19 protein-coding genes are annotated in these 19,091 nt (G+C 69.7%); 8 read left to right on the forward strand and 11 right to left on the reverse strand.

The features are described from left to right. Window positions 1-15 precede the first annotated feature (15 nt). Window positions 16-909: a phosphotransferase family protein gene (locus ACFYTQ_RS34820; RefSeq protein WP_387370103.1), complete on the reverse strand. Its 894-nt coding sequence runs from the start codon at window positions 907-909 to the stop codon at window positions 16-18. Window positions 910-1,023: 114 nt separating this feature from the next. Then, a complete protein-coding gene (locus tag ACFYTQ_RS34825; protein ID WP_387370105.1) occupies window positions 1,024-2,205 on the reverse strand; it encodes a helix-turn-helix domain-containing protein in 1,182 nt (393 codons plus the stop codon). Window positions 2,206-2,491: 286 nt separating this feature from the next. Here ACFYTQ_RS34825 and ACFYTQ_RS34830 point away from each other — a divergent pair, with 286 nt between their 5' ends. Continuing rightward, window positions 2,492-3,376, forward strand: a complete 885-nt coding sequence (locus ACFYTQ_RS34830) for a helix-turn-helix domain-containing protein (protein WP_387370107.1) — start codon at window positions 2,492-2,494, stop codon at window positions 3,374-3,376. Window positions 3,377-3,558: 182 nt separating this feature from the next. Next, entirely contained in the window at window positions 3,559-3,888 is a 330-nt protein-coding gene (locus ACFYTQ_RS34835; RefSeq protein ID WP_387370109.1) for a hypothetical protein, read from the forward strand. Window positions 3,889-4,048: 160 nt separating this feature from the next. Here the strand turns inward: ACFYTQ_RS34835 and ACFYTQ_RS34840 are convergent, their stop codons facing one another. The 3 genes from ACFYTQ_RS34840 to ACFYTQ_RS34850 all read right to left on the reverse strand — a co-directional run bounded on the left by ACFYTQ_RS34840 (window position 4,049) and on the right by ACFYTQ_RS34850 (window position 5,520). After that, window positions 4,049-4,393: a hypothetical protein gene (locus tag ACFYTQ_RS34840; protein WP_387370111.1), complete on the reverse strand. Its 345-nt coding sequence runs from the start codon at window positions 4,391-4,393 to the stop codon at window positions 4,049-4,051. A 117-nt stretch (window positions 4,394-4,510) separates the two neighbouring features. Beyond that, window positions 4,511-4,933, reverse strand: coding sequence for a nuclear transport factor 2 family protein (locus ACFYTQ_RS34845; protein ID WP_387370112.1), 423 nt, complete (start codon window positions 4,931-4,933; stop codon window positions 4,511-4,513). A 5-nt stretch (window positions 4,934-4,938) separates the two neighbouring features. Further along, complete coding sequence (locus ACFYTQ_RS34850; protein WP_387370114.1) at window positions 4,939-5,520, reverse strand: pyridoxamine 5'-phosphate oxidase family protein; 582 nt, start codon at window positions 5,518-5,520, stop codon at window positions 4,939-4,941. Between the two features lie 281 nt (window positions 5,521-5,801). Between ACFYTQ_RS34850 and ACFYTQ_RS34855 the strand changes: the two genes are divergently transcribed. Beyond that, a complete protein-coding gene (locus tag ACFYTQ_RS34855; RefSeq protein WP_387370116.1) occupies window positions 5,802-6,614 on the forward strand; it encodes a cyclase family protein in 813 nt (270 codons plus the stop codon). Window position 6,615: 1 nt separating this feature from the next. On the opposite strand, the gene ACFYTQ_RS34860 is transcribed toward ACFYTQ_RS34855, so the two are convergent. After that, on the reverse strand, window positions 6,616-8,166 hold the full coding sequence (locus ACFYTQ_RS34860) for an FAD-binding oxidoreductase (protein WP_387370118.1): 1,551 nt from the start codon (window positions 8,164-8,166) through the stop codon (window positions 6,616-6,618). A gap of 113 nt (window positions 8,167-8,279) precedes the next feature. Then, window positions 8,280-9,248: a helix-turn-helix transcriptional regulator gene (locus tag ACFYTQ_RS34865; protein WP_387370120.1), complete on the reverse strand. Its 969-nt coding sequence runs from the start codon at window positions 9,246-9,248 to the stop codon at window positions 8,280-8,282. A gap of 61 nt (window positions 9,249-9,309) precedes the next feature. On the opposite strand from ACFYTQ_RS34865, the gene ACFYTQ_RS34870 reads away from it, so the two are divergent. Next, a complete protein-coding gene (locus tag ACFYTQ_RS34870; protein ID WP_387370122.1) occupies window positions 9,310-10,467 on the forward strand; it encodes an epoxide hydrolase family protein in 1,158 nt (385 codons plus the stop codon). A gap of 252 nt (window positions 10,468-10,719) precedes the next feature. On the opposite strand, the gene ACFYTQ_RS34875 is transcribed toward ACFYTQ_RS34870, so the two are convergent. Continuing rightward, on the reverse strand, window positions 10,720-11,325 hold the full coding sequence (locus ACFYTQ_RS34875) for a DUF308 domain-containing protein (RefSeq protein WP_387370125.1): 606 nt from the start codon (window positions 11,323-11,325) through the stop codon (window positions 10,720-10,722). Window positions 11,326-11,456: 131 nt separating this feature from the next. On the opposite strand from ACFYTQ_RS34875, the gene ACFYTQ_RS34880 reads away from it, so the two are divergent. The 3 genes from ACFYTQ_RS34880 to ACFYTQ_RS34890 all read left to right on the forward strand — a co-directional run bounded on the left by ACFYTQ_RS34880 (window position 11,457) and on the right by ACFYTQ_RS34890 (window position 14,808). Next, window positions 11,457-12,584: a serine hydrolase domain-containing protein gene (locus tag ACFYTQ_RS34880; RefSeq protein WP_387370127.1), complete on the forward strand. Its 1,128-nt coding sequence runs from the start codon at window positions 11,457-11,459 to the stop codon at window positions 12,582-12,584. 48 nt (window positions 12,585-12,632) lie between these two features. Next, a complete protein-coding gene (locus tag ACFYTQ_RS34885) occupies window positions 12,633-13,961 on the forward strand; it encodes a cytochrome P450 (protein WP_387370129.1) in 1,329 nt (442 codons plus the stop codon). Window positions 13,962-14,049: 88 nt separating this feature from the next. Further along, window positions 14,050-14,808 (forward strand): MerR family transcriptional regulator, encoded by a 759-nt coding sequence (locus ACFYTQ_RS34890; RefSeq protein ID WP_387370131.1) that lies wholly within the window; start codon window positions 14,050-14,052, stop codon window positions 14,806-14,808. Here the strand turns inward: ACFYTQ_RS34890 and ACFYTQ_RS34895 are convergent. Together ACFYTQ_RS34895 and ACFYTQ_RS34900 are read right to left on the reverse strand one after the other, a co-directional pair. Further along, a complete protein-coding gene (locus tag ACFYTQ_RS34895; RefSeq protein ID WP_387370134.1) occupies window positions 14,781-15,377 on the reverse strand; it encodes a dihydrofolate reductase family protein in 597 nt (198 codons plus the stop codon). The genes ACFYTQ_RS34890 and ACFYTQ_RS34895 overlap by 28 nt on opposite strands. A 68-nt stretch (window positions 15,378-15,445) precedes the next feature. After that, the gene (locus ACFYTQ_RS34900; RefSeq protein ID WP_387370136.1) at window positions 15,446-16,552 is read right to left on the reverse strand and encodes a hypothetical protein; all 1,107 of its coding nucleotides are present in this window, start codon (window positions 16,550-16,552) and stop codon (window positions 15,446-15,448) included. 257 nt (window positions 16,553-16,809) lie between these two features. Between ACFYTQ_RS34900 and ACFYTQ_RS34905 the strand changes: the two genes are divergently transcribed. Then, entirely contained in the window at window positions 16,810-18,276 is a 1,467-nt protein-coding gene (locus tag ACFYTQ_RS34905; protein WP_387370139.1) for a carboxylesterase/lipase family protein, read from the forward strand. On the opposite strand, the gene ACFYTQ_RS34910 is transcribed toward ACFYTQ_RS34905, so the two are convergent. Then, window positions 18,266-19,039 (reverse strand): TetR/AcrR family transcriptional regulator, encoded by a 774-nt coding sequence (locus ACFYTQ_RS34910; protein ID WP_387370142.1) that lies wholly within the window; start codon window positions 19,037-19,039, stop codon window positions 18,266-18,268. The genes ACFYTQ_RS34905 and ACFYTQ_RS34910 overlap by 11 nt on opposite strands. Window positions 19,040-19,091 lie beyond the last annotated feature (52 nt).

Genomic DNA, 19,091 nt, shown 5'->3' on the forward strand with positions numbered 1-19,091 from the left:
GCCGATTACAGGACGTCATCCAAGCGCCTCCCACCCCGGCCACGGCCGACCCGACCCCCTCCGGATACACGCGAGCCGATGCCCCGCCTGCTCCCGCCACCTGGGATCGGTCGTCCCTGCCTGCACCGCCATCGTTGTCATCCGGAACTCCCGGATATCGCGCAGCAACTCGAAGCCGTCCCAGGTTGTGACGTCGTACCCGTAGACCGCGCAGAACTCACCGTACTGCTCCGCCGTGATCCAACCGAACGACGACAATTTGATCGCCGTATGCACCAGATCCCACTCCGGCGGCCCAATCGAGGCACGCTCCAGGTCGAGCAGGATCACACGGCCGTCGTCGGCAACCACGACATTGCCGACCCAGGCATCACCGTGAATCACACACCACGGCAACCCATTTGGCAGCCCCTCCCACCGCTCACGCAACCGCGCCAGATGCTCACGCATCCAGCGCCGATCATCGTCTGGCAGGAAACGCGCGCCCTCGATCCGCCCCTCGAGCCGAACGAACGGTGCCACCTTCGCCAGATCGAAGCCCGCGGGAGGCGCGAGGCGGTGCAGTTTCCTGAGGGCTTCGGCCGCTTGGACGCGTGTGCCGCGTCGATGCGGCGGCAGCTCCCGCCAGAAGGTCACTGCCCGCCCATCAACGTCCATCGGCTGCTCGATGCCCGGCGCGACCCGCACCGCCTCGACACCCGCGCCCTCCATCCACCGGGCCACCGCCACCTCTCGGGAAGCCGCGACTTCTTGTCGTGGTCGGCTGATTCGAACCACGATGCCGCCGGGTAGCCGGTATATGGCGTTCTCACCAATCCGCATAAGATCAGCATCGGAAGGATCGAATCCGGCTGAGAGACAAGCATTTCGAAGTACTTCAGCCAGCGCGTCTTCGGCGATCTCGCTCACTCCCCCACAGCCGAATCGTTGCGAGCACGAAGCTCATCGACCTTTCGCACCGGTACGGCGTTCTGCGTCAGTTGGCAGATGAGCGATCTGCCCACCTCGGCCTCGGCCATGGCCTCAGACATTCATTCCGAGCCACCGCGTGAAATTCCCCAGACTGTCGCTCCGGTAACGCTCGGCGGAGGCGATCCCGTAGACGGTCTCGCGGACCGAGGGGTGGAGGCGAGTTTGCTGGGGTGCGACAGCGCGAGCCTTGTTCAGTGCCTGCAACGCCTCGTGGGGCTTACCGGCCATGAGCCATGCTCGCGCGTTGTCCTGCCAATGATGACCCGCCCGGGGAGCGGCGACGTCGGGGGGCAGTCGCAGACGGGATCCCGTTATCGCCGCCTTCCCGGGATCGCCCGCTTCCAGTTCGACGGCGCAGTCGTGTATCGCCGTGTTCCCTGGGCCGAATTCGGTGGTGTAGAGCGCACTTTCATGATTCATCGCCGACGCTATGCGTTGCGCTTCGCGAATATGCTCGGTGGCCGAATCGAGTTGACGACTCCGGGCCGCGACGATCGCGCCCCGCAGGTGGCCGTAGCCTCGCAGGACTCGTTCCGATTCCGAATCCCCGTCGATCATTCCCAACCCTTGCTCGACCAACGACATGGCCACGGTGGTGGACCCGTGCGCCATCAGCAGCCGCGCGCGTTTCATCAGGCCGCGGACCGCGTATCCGGGGTCGTCGGCGTGCGCGGCCGCCGCGTCGAGGCGGTCGAGGATCAGTGCGGTGAGCGACGAGAAACCCAATCGGCACACCGCGCCCTCGGCGGCGATGTATGCCTCACAAAGCATTTCGTACGCGGTCCGGCGTTCCGCGTCGGTCCGGGCGGCCTGCGCCGCACCGTGCAATCCACGAATCAGATCGGGCACCAAGGACAGCGACAGCCGGGTGCGGTCCTTGTGCAGTGCCGCCTGCACCGCGGTGAGGTCGGCCCGCAGTTGTTGAGGTGACCGAGGTTCGGCCGCCCGCACATGGGTGCCCTCGGCGAGAATCACGCGCAGTTTCTCGAGCCCCTCGATCGGGCCCTCTTCCTCCAAGGTCTCGATGTAGGGGGCTCCGTTGAGCCGATCGGGATCGACACCGACTTTCGCGGCGACGGCCGCGGTGAACGCCGGGCTGGCGGGCTCGCGACCTTGCTCGACGGCCCGGACGTAGGACACGCTGTAGCCGATGCGATTGGCGAGTTGCGCCTGTGTCAGCCCGGCGAGCTTGCGTTCGTGCTTGATTCGACTGCCGATACCTTCGGTTGCCACGACAACGGCCCTCGGTGTGTAGGAGTCCCCCTCCTGCCTCGAGGGTATAGACGTGCGCGCGCGATCCACAAGACCGGACTGTCACTCTTCTGGCACCCGGGCGGGCACCGATTTGACAGCCTTGAAATCGGGGTTCGATGGCGAAGCCACAATTCCGGACAAACCACACTCGGAGGTTTCGATGTCCAGCGCTCTGGCACACCCGGGCGTGAATCACTGTCGGGACCACCAGCAGGAGCAGTTCTTTCCTCCGATATTCCAACCGATCCGAAAGCGAGAGAATGCCATGGGCACAGCAGGTTCAACAATCGCCCGCCGAGTACTCGGCCGACAATTGCAGGCACTGCGAAAGAAGTCCGGCCTCAGCCAATACAGCGTCGCGAACATGCTCGGCATCTCGTCCCAGACGATGGCCCGCCTCGAAGACGGGATCGCGGGCCCCTCGGCCAGCGATCTCTACATGAACGCCCTGTGCGATCACTACCACGTCTGCGACGACACCCGCCGCACGATTCTCGCTCTGGCGCAGGACGTTCGAATCACCAAGCGCAAGGGCGGTGGTTGGTGGCGCGCGCATATGGATCGCCGGGACGATGGGATCGATCCCTACGCCTGCCTGCGGGACACGATGAAACGGTCGACGTCCTGGTCGCTCCTGTTGCTGCCCCGGATCGTGCAAACCCCCGACTATCTGCGCGCGGTCGCCTGGACCGAGACCCCGCACGCCGCCACCGCCGAGATCGAAGAGCGCATCGGAGGTGCGCTGAAACACCAACAGCGCCTTCATGATCCGAATTTCTCGGCCGAGATTCTGGTCTCCGAGGCGGCACTGCGCGAGGAATGGGGCGGCCCCGCGGTGATGGCCGAGCAGCGCCGGTACCTGGTGGAGATCGGCCAACGCCCCAATGTCTCGATCCGCGTGGTCCCGTTCAATGCCCGCAGCCGGATCGGCGCGTTGGCCGGACCGTTCTCGCTCCTGGAATTCCCCCTCACCCCGCATTCGAAATTCGTCGAACCCCCGCTGATCTACATCGAGGAATACGTCGGCAACCTCTACCTCGAACGCTCCGCGGAGGTCTCCCGCTACCTCGACGTGATCACCGAACTGCGCCGAGTGGCATTGAGCGAAAGCGATTCGGCGGTCAGGATTCTGGCGATATCCGACGAGTAGGCGAACGACGGCCGGGCGTCGCGTGCGCCGACATCGAGCGCTGAGCCGAGAGGAGTCCGCAGGTGGAGGAGGAGCAGCGGCCGGTTACCGACCGCCGATCCGATGGGCGGTTGACGTGGCAGGTGTTCGCGGGTCCGCCTCCCTCCACCATGCGGGCTGCCTACCCCGGCCAGGAGATGCTGATGACCTCCATCCGAGTCGAGGGCCGCGGCGTCAGATCGGGGTGGGGGTTCGGCGGGCCGCCGCTCGAGCCGGGTAAACGGGTGCGGTTCAACTACAACCGTGTCGACGGGGAGGGCACGGAGTTCGTGATCGCCCGGTTCGACCCCACCCTGCCCGCCCTGCACCTGGAGACGACGCGCCGAGTGATCACCGTGGACGCCCGCCCGCTGCCCGTCCCTTTCGGCCTGAAATTCTGGGCCCAGCCCATCCCGGCCGACGAGGAGTTCGTCACCGCCTACGGCGACGCCTCGGAATCGCCGCCGCTCGGCTGGACACCACCGACCCATTGAGCGCCGTTGCTGATCGCCATCGTGCCGCGCAAGCTGCGTGGGGTTATCCATCGAGGCCGGGTGCGCTCGAAGGAAAGCGATTCGGCGCCAGGGATTCTGAGGATATCTGACGAGTAGGTGCGGGGCCGGGGTCGGTCGGGTGTTCCGCAGCGGAAACGGCTCACCGGGGCCGGGGTTCGAACCCCGTCTCGCCGATCACGATCACGCACCGTCGATCGAGACCCTCCGCCTGATACAGGGCTTCCTGGAGGTGCGTCGACATCAACAGCAGCCACGTCTTCCACGAGGTGCTCGCATCGCCCGCGTCCGCCGCCGACTGCCGGTAGTAGTCCAGCAGTTCGTCCTCGGTCATCTCGAATACCAGCGGGGGTTCCACCGGCGTATCCCCGTCGGCGGTCAGCGCCAATCCGCCCGTTTCGTCGCGAACGATCCGGTATCGCAGTTCCGCCGCTGTGCGGATCACCGAGTCGGCGAGTTCGTCCACGCTGGGTTCAGCCCTGTCCACGAGATGCTCCTCGGGGAAGGGCGGCGATCAGTTGTCTCACATGGTTGTTCGACGCAAGCCGCGCCCCCGCGGTTCCAGAGCAAAACGGGCGGTGTCGGAACAGGATTCGCCCTCGCGTCACCCGATCGTGATCCCGGTGGCCTCCGCGGCGGCCAAGATGTTGACGTAATCACGAAAGATCCTGATCCGCCCGTCGCTCACCGTGAGCACCACGACATTCGGCAACGCGACCGCGCCGCTGACCGTACTGGTCCCCACCGCCTCCTGCTCGACCACGATCGTGTCCGGGTCGAGGGTGTCGTGAATCGCGAGGGTGCGATACGACTCGTACCGCAACACCCCCGACCGCCAGCCCGCGGTGATGAATTCGACGATCCGGTCCCGCCCCTCGAGCCGGGTGGGCAATCCCGGTCGGCTGAACGGGAATTCGTGCACCGCGTCCTCGGCGTACAGCTCGGTCATCGCCTCGACGGATTGGTCGATCGCCGCTTGCCGGAAGCGTTCCAGCACCGCCCGGGGGCCGGATTCGGGTCGCGCCATGGCGGTCACGCTACCGGGTCGCGGGTCGGGACGGGGTGGTCGGCGTCGAGGCCGGGGAGGGCGTCGATGCTGGTGGCGTTGTCGCCGCTGATGCGGCGGGTGAAGTCGGCGTCGGTCTTGCGGGCGTGGTGGGTGTCGAGGACGGCGCGTTCGTCGACGAATTCGAGGTAGGGGACGCTGAATCCGCAGGAGTCGGCGATGCGTTCGCAGTGCACGACGATGATCGCGCGCACGCCGGGGTGGTCGGTGCCGAAATGTCCGCGCAGGGCGGCGAATTCGGCGTCGTCGGGGCGCACGACCCGGCCGGTGCCTTGGAGGCGCAGGATTTTCGAGGTGCGGGTGAACGAGCAGAACATGATCGTGATGCGGCCGTTGTCGCGCAGGTGGGCGATGGTTTCCACGCCGCTGCCGAACAGGTCGAGGTAGGCGACGGTGTGGTCGTCGAGCACGGCGAAGGTGTCGCGATACCCCTTGGGGGACAGATTGATCCGGCCACCCTGGGAGGGGGCGGTGGCGACGAAGAACATGGGTTGCTCGGCGATGAACCGCCGCAGCTTGTCGTCGATGCCGGTGAACTCCTTGGCCACGGAACAGCTCCCCTCGCCGGGTGTGTCGATCTTCCCATCATGCCGTCCCCACCGAGCCCGCGTCACCGCGAGCAGCGTCACCCCGCCGACCGCAGGGCCGCGTCCAGCCCCATCAGCGCAGCGTCGTTCCCTCCGCTGCCGGACCACCTCCGACCCCGTCAGCGGACGCGGGATCGACCCTGCGCCGCGGCCGTCGCCCGCGACATCGACCCACACCGGCTCCGTTCCGCACCGCGCGTCGCACGCGACGCGACCAGACCGGCGCGTAAGCTGCGGCGACCATGTGCGCACCTCGGATCGTCCGCGTGGCCCACGAGCAGGCCCTCGCGCGACTCACCCGCCGCGGATTGTTCGCCGCGGCCGGTGTGGTGGCGTTGGGTTCGGCCGCGACCTCGGCGGCGGTGAGCGCGGAGTCGGTGGTGGATCTCACCCACACACTGACCCCGGAACTGCCGGTGTGGCCGGGCAATCCGCCGTTGCTGGCCGCGCCGGTGGCCCGCCACGAGCTCGGCGGGTTCGCCCAGCAGAGCCTGATCCTGTGGGAGCACACCGGCACCCACATCGACGCGCCGCTGCATCGGGTGCCGGGCGGGGCGAGCGTGGACCGGATCCCGGCCGCGGATCTGGTGGCGCCGCTGGTGGTGCTCGACATCAGCGCCCGCGCCGACACCGACGCCGACGCGATGGTGACCGTCGCCGACGTCGAGGCGTTCGAGGACCGGCACGGCCGGATTCCCGAGCGCGCGTTCGTGGCCATGTTCTCCGGCTGGGAACGACGCCTGGCCACGCCGGGGGCATTCGTCAATCTCGACCCGGGCGGCACCCCGCACGCCCCCGGCTTCCACGCGACGACCGCGAATCACCTTGTGCGCGAACGGAATATCGTCGGACTCGGGGTGGACACCCTCAGCCTGGACCGGGCCGCGGACCGCGAATACGGCGTCCACACCGCGGTGCTGGGCGCGGGCCGCTACGGGGTGGAGATGCTCGCGCGGCTCGACACGGTCCCGCCGATCGGGGCGAGCGTGGTGATCGGCGCGCCGACCCACGCCGGGGGCACGGGCGGCCCGTGCCGGGTGCTGGCGTTGGTGTGAGTCAGGGCAGCGCGATCGACAGCTGGTGACGGAACCGGTCGCCGGGGTCCCAGGCGGCCTTGACCTGTTGCAGCCGTGGATATCCCGCGCCGTAGTAGAAGACGTGCCACGGCACGCCGGAGGTGTTCCAGCGCGGGTCGGCCAGGTCGGGGTCGGGGTAGTTGATGTAGCTGCCGCCGTTGGCGTCGTCGGGGACGGGGGCGCCGCCGGTGGCGGCGTAGAGCTCGCCGTAGAAGCGGCGCGCCCAGTCGACGAGGTGCTCGTCGTCGGAGGGCAGCCGCCAGGCGGCGTGGATGAGCATCTTCATGAACGCGTCGCGGGCGGGCATGGCGGTCGCGCCGGGGGCGGCGGCGTTGATCTGCCCGCCGAAGGGCAGCAGTTCCAGTTCGGATTCGCCGATCACGGTCGGATCGACCATGTGCCGGTAGCAGATTCGCAGCTGCTCGACGGTGTAGGGGCGGCGCAGATAGGCGGCTTTGATCTTCACGCGCGGCGGGACGGGGGCCTTCGGGTAGTAGACCTGCTCGACGGTCTCGGGGTATGAGGCGCGGGTGGCGGGTTCGATCAGCGGCGGGACGGGGACGCCGTCGGTGAGCGCGGCGACGAAGCTGTCGAGTTTCGTCTGCGCGTCGGGGGCGTCGGCGTCGAGCAGCACCAGCACCTCGATCGATCCGGTGAGGGTGGGGCGCACGCTGAGCGGGGCGTACAGTCCGGCGAAGGGGTTGCCGGGGTCGCGGTGGCGGTGGAAGAAGTCGAGGTAGTTGCCGAGGAACCGGACGAACGCGTCCTCGGTGGTGAGCGGCAGCATGATCCGGGTGGTGAGCATCGAAGCGGGCGGGCGCGGCAACGCGGTGCGCGGGTCGGCGCCGTCGGAGCCGTTGGAGCGCAACAGGTATCGGGTCACGATCCCGAAATTGCCGCCGCCCCCGCCGGTGTGGGCCCACCACAACTCGCGGTTCGGTCCGTCGGCGGTCGCGACGGTGAGCGCGGCGCGGCCCTCGGCGTCGACGGTGACGACCTCGACCCCGTAGAGGTGATCGGCGACCAGTCCGTGCCGCCGCGACAGCGGCCCGTACCCCCCGCCCGCGATGTGCCCGCCCGCGCCGACGCCCTTGCAGATGCCCGCGGGCACGGTCACCCCGTAGGGGTGCAGCGCCCGGTACACGGTGTCGAGTTCGGTGCCCGCGGCGACGGAGAAGGCGCGATAGCGCTCGTCCCATCGGACCTCGCTCATCCGCTCGAGATCGATCAGCGCCTTCGTCTCGGCGTTGTCGACGAAGTCGTCGAAACAATGCCCACCCGAGCGCGCCGCGACCCGCAATCCGTCGGATACCGCCTGCCCCACCGCGATTCGCACCTCCTCCGCAGTGGTGGGCGCGCACACCCGGACCGGTTGCGCGGCGAATCGCCGGTTGTATCCCCGCAGCGTCGCTCGCAGATATTCCGGCTGGCCGGGGGTGAACACGGCGGTCTCGGCGTTCGCCCGCCCGGCCCCCACGACGGCGGCCGCGGCCGCGGTGGCGGCGATGAACCCTCGACGAGACAACGACATCGGCATTCCCCTCGCAGACGGCAACGACAGCCGCCGACTGTAGCCCCTTCCCACCGCCGAAACCCCGGCACCGCGCGGGGGAGTCCCCATTGTCCTGTCCGCGGGTGCCGCCGTCAGGTCCGCCATCGACGCGCGGCGCGGTCGAACCGGTCGGCGAAGGTCCGCAGGTGGGTCACCAGTTCGGGCGGGGATTCGACCTCGAATTCGACGTCGAGCATGCCGACGGCCAGCACGACCAAAGGGTAGGAGTCCGAACCCATTTCGAGTCGGCAGGTGTGGTCGTCGATGGGGGTGACGATGCCTTCGACGCGCCCGGCGAGGTCCTCCGCGGGGGTGTGGACGCGCAGGACCGAGCGGTACGGCCACATGGTGAAACCCATGGCGCGGCGGAGATAGGCGGCGACGTCGCCGTCGGGGGACGGGCGGTGGGTGAAGCGTCCGCCGTTGGGTGTCCGCAACGCCATGCGGTCGATGCGGAAGGTGCGCCAGTCGTCGCGGTCGCGGTCCCAGCCGACGAGGTACCACCGGTGGCCCCAGTGCACGATGCGGTGGGGCTCGACGGCGCGGCGGGTGTCCTGGTCGGTATGGCTGCGGTAGTCGAAGCGCAGGACCTCGGCGGCGCGGATGGCGGCGGAGATCGCGGTGAGCGAGTCGGGGTCCACAGCCGAGCCCTGGTCGTATCGGGCGGGCATGGCGACCACGGCGACCCGCAGCGCGTCGACGCGGTGGCGCAGGCGGGTGGGCAGCACCTGTTCCACTTTGGTGAGGGCGCGCAGCGACGTCTCCTCGATGCCCGCGATATTGCCGGTGACGTTGGTCTGCAGGCCCAGCGTGACGGCCACCGCCTCGTCGTCGTCCAACAGCAGCGGCGGCAGCGTCGTGCCCGCGCCGAGCCGGTATCCCCCGACCGGTCCCATCACCGCGTGCACCGGATATCCCAGCTCCCGCAGTCGGTCCACGTCCCGGCGGATGGTGCGGGTGCTGACGTCGAGTCGGTGGGCCAGTTCGGTTCCCGTCCAGTCTCGATGCGTTTGCAGCAGCGACAGCAGCCGCAGCAGCCGCGCCGGTGGGGATTCGGACATGATTCGATCATGCCGCATGTGTAGGACGGGATCTGTCCTACACAGGAGAGAGGCTGGTGCCATGAGCGAAACACCCTCCGGGACAGTCCCTTTCCGCGTCGACATTCCGCAGGCCGATCTCGACGAACTGAACGATCGGCTCGCCCGCACCCGCTGGCCCGACGCCCTGCCCGGGGTCGGCTGGTCCTACGGCGTCGACCGCGACTATCTGCTCGACCTGGTCGAGTACTGGCGCACCGGCTTCGACTGGCGTGAGCAGGAGGCGCGGCTGAACAAGGTCCCGCAGTTCACCACCGAAATCGACGGGCAGAACGTCCATTTCCTGCATGTGCGCTCCCCCGAGCCCGACGCGACCCCGCTGATCCTGACCCACGGCTGGCCCAGCACACCCGCCGACTTCCTCGACATCCTCGGCCCGCTGACCGATCCGCGGGCCCACGGCGGGGACCCGGCGGACGCGTTCCACGTGGTTGCCCCCTCGGTGCCGGGTTTCGGGTTCTCCGGCCCGACCCGCGACACCGGGTGGGACGTGCCGCGCATCGCGCGCGCCTGGGCGACGCTGATGCAACGACTCGGCTACGACCGGTACGGCGCCCAAGGCGGTGACTACGGCAGCCTCATCTCCCCCGCGCTGGGGCGGGTCGCGCCGGACAAGGTCATCGGCGTCCACGTCAACGCGCTCGCCGACGCCGCGACGGCGAGCGGCACCGGCGCGGAGCTCGCCGAGTTGTCGGAGGCGGACCGCGCGAAGGCGATCGAGAATCAGCGATGGTGGTTCGGGCACAACGGCTACGCCACGCAGATGGCCCTGCGCCCGCAGACCCTCGCCTACGCCCTCAACGATTCACCCACCGGCCAATTGGCATGGAACCTCGAATGGTTCGTCGACTGGGATCCGACCGCCACCGCTCAGACGCCCGTCGACCGCGACGCCATCCTGACCGACGTCACGACCTACTGGTTGACCGGCACCGCCGGCTCGGCCGCGCGCCTCTACCGGGAGTCCGGCACGTCGTGGGGCAGCAAGCCCGCGAACTCGGGAGTCCCGACCGCGGTCGCGAATTTCCAGGGCGACCACGCCGTCCGCGGCCTCGCCGCGATGACCAACACCATCGTGCGCTGGACCGAGTACCCCACCGGCGGCCACTTCGCCTCCCTCCAGGCCCCCACCGAACTCGTCACCGACATCCGCGAGTTCTTCCGTTCCCTCGACGGGTAGGCAGCCGCCCTCTCCTTCCCTGTCCCTGCCCGGCCCCCTCAGGCACCTCCCCTGCCCCTGCCTGGCACCCTCACGCACCCTCCCCCTGTCCCTGCCCGGCGCCCCCAGGGCACCGGGCAGGGCATACCCACTCCCCTCAATGCGCTCCCCCTCCGCCCTCGACGAGCCTCTGCCCTCAGGGCGCTCCCCCTCCACTTGTCCCTGCCCGACCGCCTCAGGGCACCTCTCCCGGTGCCCCCAGGGCGCCGGGCCTCAGTGCCCCCGAGCGCCCGCCAACCGCGGCGCACGCACCCGCCGCGCACTCGGAACAGCGCGCCCGATCTCCGCGGCGGTGTGAATCTGGCTGCCCCCCAACAGAATCGAGCACACCCCCACCAACGCGGCCAGCGCGGTCAGGGTGTCGATGGGCCACACGACGATGATCAACCCACCGAGCAGCGTGAGCAGCCCCAGAACCTCCCGCCGCCCGGAGCCGGGGACGTCCTCGGACCAGACGGCGACGATCGCGGACATGATCCCGTGGATGGTCCAGCCCATTCCGACCCACATCGCGAGCATGGGGACGGAGTCGCCGCTGCGGGCGCACCACAGGGCGAGCAGGACGGTGAGTACGGCGGTGAGGAATTGCGGGACCCGCAGTCCGGGGCGGATGCGGGCCCGGAAGGTGACCACGAGTTGCCAGGCCGCGGTCAGCAACAGGGTGAGGGCGAAGAGGTATTCGCCCACCCGCACCGACTTGTCCGGCCACACCAGCAGCGCCACTCCCAGGCCCACCGAAGCGCAGCCGACGGCCAGTGCCGCCGCCCAGGCGTCACCGAGGAAGACCTCGGTGCGCCCGGTGACTCGCAGGATGGGCATAGATCAATGGTATGACCGGCACGCTCGAATAACTGAACATTTGCCATTTTCCGGCGTACCGGTGGGATTCGGGGTACCGTTCAGGGTTGTGCCGGATGTGCTGCGGCCCTTGGCATTTCTATCGTCGAATCATGCGCCTGTCCCTGCTCCCGCCCGCCGCGGCGATCCTGGCGGCGGTGGCGATGCTGGTGAGCGGCTGTCCCGCACCCGTCCCGCCCGCACCGCCCCCGCCGGACGGGCTGGCGGCGGTGCGCGCGCAGTTGGACTCGCTGCTGGCGGCGGGCGCGGTGGGCGCGTTGGCGACGGTCACCGACGGGGACCGCACCGCGACCCTCGCCGCCGGTTCCGCCGACACCGCGACGGGGACACCGATGCCCGCCGACCGCCCCCAGTACGTGCGGGTCGGCAGCATCACCAAGTCGTTCACCGCCGTGCTGACGCTGCAACTGGCCGCGGAAAACCTTCTGGCACTGGATGATCCGATCGACACCTACCTGCCGGGGTTGTTGCGCGGCGACGGCGTCGACGGCCGCGCGATCACGGTCCGCCAGCTCCTCCAGCACCGCAGCGGGCTCCCCGAACTGGTCGACGATCCGTCCTTCGACGAATTCGCCGCCGCCCGCGCCGGGCACACGGTCACCTCGCAGCAGGAGATTGCCGCGACGTTGCGGATGCCCGCGCAATTCCCGCCCGGCACCCGCTATCGGTACACCAACATCAATTACATCGTGGCCGGAATGCTCATCGAACGCGTCACCGGCCACTCCTACACCGAGGAATTACAGCGCCGAATCCTGGCCCCGCTCAACCTGGTTCACACCTATCTGCCCGCACCCGGGGAGGTGGAGTTGCGCGCCCCGCACCCGCACGCCTACTCCGGCGATCCCCCGACCGATGTCACCCGAATCGAGCCGTCGATCCCGTGGACGGCCGGGTCGCTGGTATCCGGCGGCGCGGATCCGAACCGTTTCTACACCGCGCTGCTGGCCGGGCGGCTGCTCGATCCGGTGTGGCTGGCACGGATGCTCGACGGGATACCCGCCGACGACTCGGGCCGCCTGTTCTACGGCTTGGGCGTGATCACCACCGAATTGCCTTGCGGCACACGGTTCGTCGGTCACGTCGGCGGCATCCAAGGGTTCCGGACGATCGCGGGCGCGACGAGCGCGGGACGCGCGGTGACGGTGGTGGCGACGGGCCTGCCCGACGCCGCGCCGCTGGATGTGGCGACCCTGCTGGCGCGCACCCTGTGCCCGTGATCGCGCGAGGGGTTGGGCGCGGCGGTGTTCGGCTCTACCGTGAATGCCATGACCACCGTGTACCCGCCGGGCCCGCGCCTGCCCTCGGTCGTGCAGACCGTCCTGTACAACCGGCGCCGCGCCCCGTTCCTGCGGGCGATGGCCCGCCGCTACGGGGACGTGTTCACCCTGCGCATGGCCCCGCCGTACGCGAGACATCTGGTGGTGTTCTCCCGCCCGGAGCATGTGCGGGAGATTTTCGCCGCCGACCCGGCGGATCTGCATGCGGGCGAGGCGAATCGGTTGCTGCGCCCGGTGATGGGTGAGCATTCGCTGTTGCAGACCGACGAGGCGGCGCACGCGCGGTCGCGGCGGCTGCTGATGCCCGCGTTCACCGGGTCGGCGCTGCGCGGCTACCGCGATCTGGTCGCCGAGGTCGCGGCCGCGCATGTGCGCGAGTGGGAGTCGGGGTCGACGGTGGTGACGTTGGACCGGATGAACGAGCTGACCCTGGCGGTGATCCTGCGGGTGGTGTTCGGGGTGGACGAGCGCGGCGGCGCCGAACTCGCCCCGCGGTTGCGGCGCATCGTGGATCTGGACGCGCTCACGTTCCTGGGCTGGACGTCGGAGCGGCTGCGCCGCTACGGTCCGTGGAAACGCTTCGGCGACAACCTGATCGAACTCGATCGCTTGCTGTTCGCGCAGATCGCGCGTCGTCGCGCCGCGCCGGGTGCGGGCACGGACGTGTTGTCGCGGCTGCTGGCGGTCGGGGCGGGCGCCGATCCCGCCGACGCCCCGCTCAGCGATGCCGAACTGCGCGACCAGTTGGTCACGTTGCTGCTGGCCGGGCACGAGACGACGTCCTCGGCGCTGGCGTGGGCGCTGCACGAGCTGGCCGCCGCGCCCGAGATCCAGCGACGCGCGCGCCGGGCGGCGGTCGAGGGCGACGACCGGTATCTGGAGGCGGTGCTCAAGGAGGCGCTGCGGCGGCGGCCGGTGATCGGCGGGGTGGTGCGGCGGCTGACCAGGGATCTGACGCTGTGCGGGCTGGAGTTGCCCGCGGGCACGGTGGTGGCGACGTCGATCGTGCTCGCGCACGGCGATCCGCGCAATCATCGCGAGCCCGAATCGTTCTGTCCGGAGCGGTTTCTCGACGGCGGTGTGCCCGCGCACACGTGGCTGCCGTTCGGCGGTGGGGTGCGGCGCTGTATCGGGGCGGGGTTCTCGGTGCTGGAGGGCACGGTGGTGTTGCGGGAGATCCTCATCCGGCACGCGTTGTCGTTGCCGCCGGGCGCGGGCGCCGAGCACGCCCGGGTCCGCAACATCACCCACGTCCCGGCGGGGGGCGCGCGGGTGGTGGTGACCGCGGACCCGATCGCACCCGCGCGGGTGGGCTGAATTGCGGCTTGACCTTCTCGTTACGGCAACTTCTACCGTCGATGACGAGGCCGGAGGGACCGGTCTCGCGACACAGATGGGAGACGCGATGAGCTGGTCGATCGCGGAGGTGGCGCGGATGTCGGGGGTCACCGCCCGCACGCTGCGGCACTATCACGAGATCGGTCTGCTCGAGCCCGCCTATTCGGGAGTCAACGGGTACCGCTATTACGAGTCCGAGCAGCTGCTGCGGTTGCAGCAGATCCTCGTGCTGCGGGAGTTGGGTCTGAGCCTGGGCGAGATCGCCGAGGCGGTCGATTCCGAACCGGACACGCTCGCGGCGTTGAAACGCCAGCACGAGCGGTTGCTCCTCGAGCGGGAACGGTTGGGCCGCATGGCCGATACCGTGGCGCGCACCATCGCCGAGTTGGAAGGGAGGACCGGGATGGCGGTCGAGATCAACCGTCCGGAGAACCTGTTCGAGGGTTTCGATCAGTCGCGTTACGACGACGAGGCGCGCGAACGCTGGCCGGAGGACTACGAGCGGGCGCAGCGGGTGGTGGCGACGATGACCGACGCCGACACCGAGGCGATGCAGCGGGAGATGACCGCGGCGATGATCCGGATGGCCGAATCCATGGTCGCCGGAACGCCGGTGGACGATCCGGCGGTGCAGGCCGAGGTCGACGCCCATTACCGGGGTGTGTGCCGGTTCTGGACGCCGAACCGCTGCGCCTACGAGGGGCTCGCGGCGATGTATGTCGACGACGAGCGGTTCAAGGCCAACTACGAGGCGATCGCCGCGGGGCTGGCCGAGTATCAGCGCGGCGCGATGATCGTTTACGCGCGGGCGCGTTTGAGCGAGTAGTTCGCGATGATCACGCCGGTGCCGGTGGTGACGCAGCCGGTGAGGTCGAATTCGCGCAGCGGGGCGGGGCCGTCGAACAGCTTCGTCCCGCTGCCGAGGGTCAGCGGGTGGATCAGCAGCGTGTAGTGGTCGATGAGCCCGGCGGCGTGCAGGGCGCGCACCAGTGATGCGCTGCCGTTGATCGACAGATCGCCGCCGGGCCGGGCCTTCAGCTCGGCGACGGTCTGCACGGCGTCGCCGCGCAACAGGATCGAGTTCTGCCAGTCGTCGACATTCGTAAGGGTTTGTGAGACAACGTATTTGGTGGCGGCGTTCATGTGCGCGCTGAACGGGTTGCCGTCGGTCGCGCGGCCCCACACCCGCGCGAAGTCCTCCCAGGTCCGCCGCCCGAGCAACATGTCACCCGGGGCGGCCATCCCCCGCGCCATCTCCGCCCCCATGATGTCGTCGTTGTACCGCGGCCTCCACCCACCGTGAGTGAACCCGCCGCGGGTGTCCTCGTCCGGTCGCCCGAGCCCTTGAACGACCCCGTCGAGCGTGGTGAACATGATGGCCGTGATCGAGCGCATCGAATCTCCTTCCGCCTTCGAGGGTTCGGACGGGGCGCGGGCGCGGAAATCATCGGCAGCACGCGAACCTAGTGCGCCGCCGGCCGTTCGGCGCGGCGGTTCTCGGCGAGGAGTTCGTCGAGGAGGCGTTCGGCGCGTTCGGCGCGGACGAGGGTTTGGGTGCGGGCGTCGTCGAGGGCGGCGAGGCGGTCGGCGGCGTCTTTCTGGGTGGTGGCGAGGGTGGTGGCGAATTCGGCGCGCAGGGCGGTGAGGTCGGCCGCGGCGGTGCGGCGGGTGTCGGTGAGTTCGGTGTGGGCGCGGGTGAGTTCGGTTCGGGTGCGGTCGAGTTCGGCGCGCAGGTCGGCGACGGCCTGGTTGCGTTCGGTGACGGCGGTTTCGGCGCGTTCGATGGCGCGTTCGGCGTCGGCGGCGCGTTGGACGGCGAGGTCGCGTTCGGCGGCCGCGGCGGTGATCTGTTGGGCCGCTTCGCGTTTGGCGCGTTCGATGTCGGCGGTGGCCTTCTGGCGGGCGAGGGCGATCTCCTCGGCGGCCTGTTCACGGGCGCGCTCGATGGTCTCGGCGGTCTCGCGGCGCAGGGTGCGGATCTCGGCCTCGGCCTCGGAGCGGGCGGCGAACACGTCGTCGGCGGCCTGTTTGCTGATGCGTTCCACCTCGGCCATCGCCTGCTCGCGGTCGTGCAGGGCGGCGGCGATGCGGGCCTCGGCCGCGTCGGCGGCCGCGGCCGCGTCCTCGGCGGCGGATTCGGCGGCGGCGCGGGCCTGTTCGGCGTCGCGGCGGGCCTGTTCGGCGGCCACGGCGGTCATCTCGGCCTCGGCGATGCGCCGCGCGGCGTCGGCTTGCACGGCCTGGACCTGGGCTTCGGCGACCGACGGGTCGGCGAGGGTGGACAGCTCGGCCACGGCGGCGGTGAGCGTGGAACCGAGGTTCTCGGCGAGGGCGCGGAACTGGATCAGCAGCTCATCGGCGCGAACCCGCGCCGCGGTCACCGGACCCTGTTGCGTCACAGTGACGTTCGCGGCGGGTGTCTCGGCCTCCTCCTGCTGCCGCCGTTGCCGTTCCCGCCAGGCCCGCCAGCGCGTGTGGTCGGGGTGGTCACAGTATTCCGAGGGCCGCCCGGGGCCGCCGCCGCGCGTGATCGGTCGGGTGCAGCCGGGGTAGTTGCAAACGGTGGACACCGGAGAATCGTAGCGTTGATTTCGTCAATTCCAACGCAATGACACGAAACGAAAGCGGTTGTCGCCGTGCGCTTCTGACCGCCGATAAGTGAACCTTATCGGCGGTCAGGTCTGCGAGATCTCCCCTCCGACCGGTGATTCGGTTACGTTTCGTTTCGTCACCGCACACGAAACGATACGGCGACGAAACTAGGTGGAAACTGGGCTCGCTGGTACAGCCGTACCAATCAGCCTCCGCCGCAGACGAATAGGGACCCATGACGCCACCCACAGCCCCCACCACCGCCGGAACCGTCCGCGGCCACAGGGAGAACACCCTCGCCGTCTTCCGCGGCATCCCCTACGCCCGTCCCCCCTTCGGCCCGCACCGCTTCCGCGCTCCGACCCCGCCGCTCCCCTGGCCCGGTATCCGCGACGCCACCCGCTTCGCCCCGCCCGTCCCCCAAGCCCCCGAACCCGATGTCCCGCACCCGGATTGCCTCACCCTGACCGTCTGGACTCCCGACCTCACCGCCGACCTCCCGGTCATGGTGTGGATCCACGGCGGCGCCTACCTCGAGGGCGGCTCGGCCAACCCCGACCACGACGGCACCGCCCTCGCCGCCTCCGGTGTCGTGCTGGTGAGCATCGACTACCGCGTCGGCTGGGAGGGTTTCGCCCACCTCGACGGCGCCCCCGACAATCGCGGCATCCTCGACCAGATCGCCGCCCTCACCTGGGTGCGGGACAATATCGCCGAATTCGGCGGCGACCCCGGCCGCGTCACGGTGTTCGGTCAGTCGGCGGGCGCGGGCTGTATCGCGGCCCTGCTCGCGATGCCGAAGGCGGCGGGCCTGTTTCGGCGCGCCATCGCGCAGAGCGTGCCGGGCACGTTCTTCACCCCCGCACTCGCCGCCGACATCTCCGCCACGATCGCGGGACGACTCGGCCGCGCCGCGACCGTCCGCGACTGCGCCGACGTACCGCCTCGCGCCTTCATCGACGCGACGACCGCGCTCATCCGAACCCTGCCGTCGTACGCCGACCGGTGGGGGCCGCTCACGGTGACTCCAACACCGTTCTCGCCGATCGTGGACGGCGAACTCCTCCCCGAACCCCCCTGGCGGGCACTGGCTTCCGGTTCGTCACGTGACGTCGATCTGCTCGTCGGTCACACCCGCGACGAATTCAGCCTGTTCACCCACCGCCCGGATCATGAGGTCACCGAGGCCGACGTCGACGCGGCCGTGACCTTGCTCGCCCCCGAGAGCGGCGACCGCTATCGGGCTTCGTTCCCCACCACATCCCCCGCCGAGCTGTCGCGAATCATCCACGCCGACTGGTTGTTTCGCATGCCCAGCCTGCATCTGGCCGCCGCCCGGAACGCGGGCGGTGGTCGCGCCTGGCTGTACGAGCTCACCTGGGCGTTCAACCGGGACGAGGGCGCCTCCCACAGCCTCGACGTGCTGCTCGTCTTCGACACGCTGAGCGCCGAGCGGATTCGCGCGCATCGCGCGGCGCTGCCGGGCGCCGAGCGGGAAGCGGTTCCCCTCGGTCGCCGCATGCGCGCCGACTGGCTGACCTTCGCCGCCACCGGCGACCCGGGCTGGCCGCCGTACGGGCGGGCGCGCACGACGCGCGTCTACGCCGCCGAACCGGTCACCCGGCCGTACCCGGAGGAGGCGTCGCGGCGGATCTGGTTCGCGCACCGATTCGGCGTGCAGGACAAGGGATTCAGGCGGTAGCCTCCGCGCCGCCCGATCCCCGCGAGGTCGTCGAATCACCCAGCCGTGCCGCGATACCGTCGAGAACCGAGTCCAGACCGACCTCGAACTGCCATTGCACGTCGTCCTTCCGGTCGGCGTGCTGGATATACCGCGCGTACCTCGGGTAACGGTCGGTGTTCACCAGCCAGGTCATCTGTGCGGACAGCCCCGCGCGGGCCTCTTCACGGGTGGACCAGCCGCGCGCGTGGAGCATCCGACTCAGCCTGACCTCCGAGTCGACCGCGCCGTGCACGTAAGCGGTGACGGTGCTGTAGACCGCCATGGCGGTGTCCACATCGAGCCCGAGGCCGTCGAGCGCCACGAGGGCCGCCTCCGTCACGGCCAACTGGTTGGGCGTCGGCGCGCCGCACGCCACCCGCGTCGCCCAGGAGTGCGCCAGCAGAACCTCCCTGACGCGCAGGGCGACCGACCGTAGGGCCGCGCGCCAGCCGTCCGTGCCGTCGGGCAGATCCAGCTCCCCGTACACGAAGTCGACCATCAGCTCGAGCAGCTCGTCCTTGCCGGTGACGTAGCGGTAGGCGGCCATGGGGGCGACGCCGAGTTCGGTGGCCAGGCGGCGCATGGTGACCGCGTCGAGTCCCTCGGCATCGGCGAGAGCGACGGCGACCTCGGCGATCCGTCGGGGGGTGAGGGTCGCGCGGGGAGCGGGCGTGGGCCGTTCGATGCGCTCCCACAGCGAGACCGGGTCCTCGCTCGCCGACTGTCTCTCCTGGGAGGCCATCGCTCGAATTCCTTCCGTCGCGGGCTGGTGTGTACAGCGTAACTCCAGTAGA

Origin of the sequence: Nocardia sp. NPDC004068, from assembly GCF_042874315.1 — a bacterium.
Classification (GTDB): Bacteria; Actinomycetota; Actinomycetes; order Mycobacteriales; family Mycobacteriaceae; genus Nocardia.

What these genes read in the sequence shown, in the direction of transcription:
- ACFYTQ_RS34905 (WP_387370139.1), top strand. Translation starts at nt 16,810, where the DNA reads ATGACGCCACCCACAGCCCCCACCACCGCCGGAACCGTCCGCGGCCAC.
- ACFYTQ_RS34860 (WP_387370118.1), bottom strand. Translation starts at nt 8,166, where the DNA reads ATGTCGTTGTCTCGTCGAGGGTTCATCGCCGCCACCGCGGCCGCGGCC.
- ACFYTQ_RS34870 (WP_387370122.1), top strand. Translation starts at nt 9,310, where the DNA reads ATGAGCGAAACACCCTCCGGGACAGTCCCTTTCCGCGTCGACATTCCG.
- ACFYTQ_RS34865 (WP_387370120.1), bottom strand. Translation starts at nt 9,248, where the DNA reads ATGTCCGAATCCCCACCGGCGCGGCTGCTGCGGCTGCTGTCGCTGCTG.
- ACFYTQ_RS34830 (WP_387370107.1), top strand. Translation starts at nt 2,492, where the DNA reads ATGGGCACAGCAGGTTCAACAATCGCCCGCCGAGTACTCGGCCGACAA.
- ACFYTQ_RS34910 (WP_387370142.1), bottom strand. Translation starts at nt 19,039, where the DNA reads ATGGCCTCCCAGGAGAGACAGTCGGCGAGCGAGGACCCGGTCTCGCTG.
- ACFYTQ_RS34855 (WP_387370116.1), top strand. Translation starts at nt 5,802, where the DNA reads ATGTGCGCACCTCGGATCGTCCGCGTGGCCCACGAGCAGGCCCTCGCG.
- ACFYTQ_RS34895 (WP_387370134.1), bottom strand. Translation starts at nt 15,377, where the DNA reads ATGCGCTCGATCACGGCCATCATGTTCACCACGCTCGACGGGGTCGTT.
- ACFYTQ_RS34875 (WP_387370125.1), bottom strand. Translation starts at nt 11,325, where the DNA reads ATGCCCATCCTGCGAGTCACCGGGCGCACCGAGGTCTTCCTCGGTGAC.
- ACFYTQ_RS34845 (WP_387370112.1), bottom strand. Translation starts at nt 4,933, where the DNA reads ATGGCGCGACCCGAATCCGGCCCCCGGGCGGTGCTGGAACGCTTCCGG.
- ACFYTQ_RS34880 (WP_387370127.1), top strand. Translation starts at nt 11,457, where the DNA reads ATGCGCCTGTCCCTGCTCCCGCCCGCCGCGGCGATCCTGGCGGCGGTG.
- ACFYTQ_RS34890 (WP_387370131.1), top strand. Translation starts at nt 14,050, where the DNA reads ATGAGCTGGTCGATCGCGGAGGTGGCGCGGATGTCGGGGGTCACCGCC.
- ACFYTQ_RS34885 (WP_387370129.1), top strand. Translation starts at nt 12,633, where the DNA reads ATGACCACCGTGTACCCGCCGGGCCCGCGCCTGCCCTCGGTCGTGCAG.
- ACFYTQ_RS34835 (WP_387370109.1), top strand. Translation starts at nt 3,559, where the DNA reads ATGACCTCCATCCGAGTCGAGGGCCGCGGCGTCAGATCGGGGTGGGGG.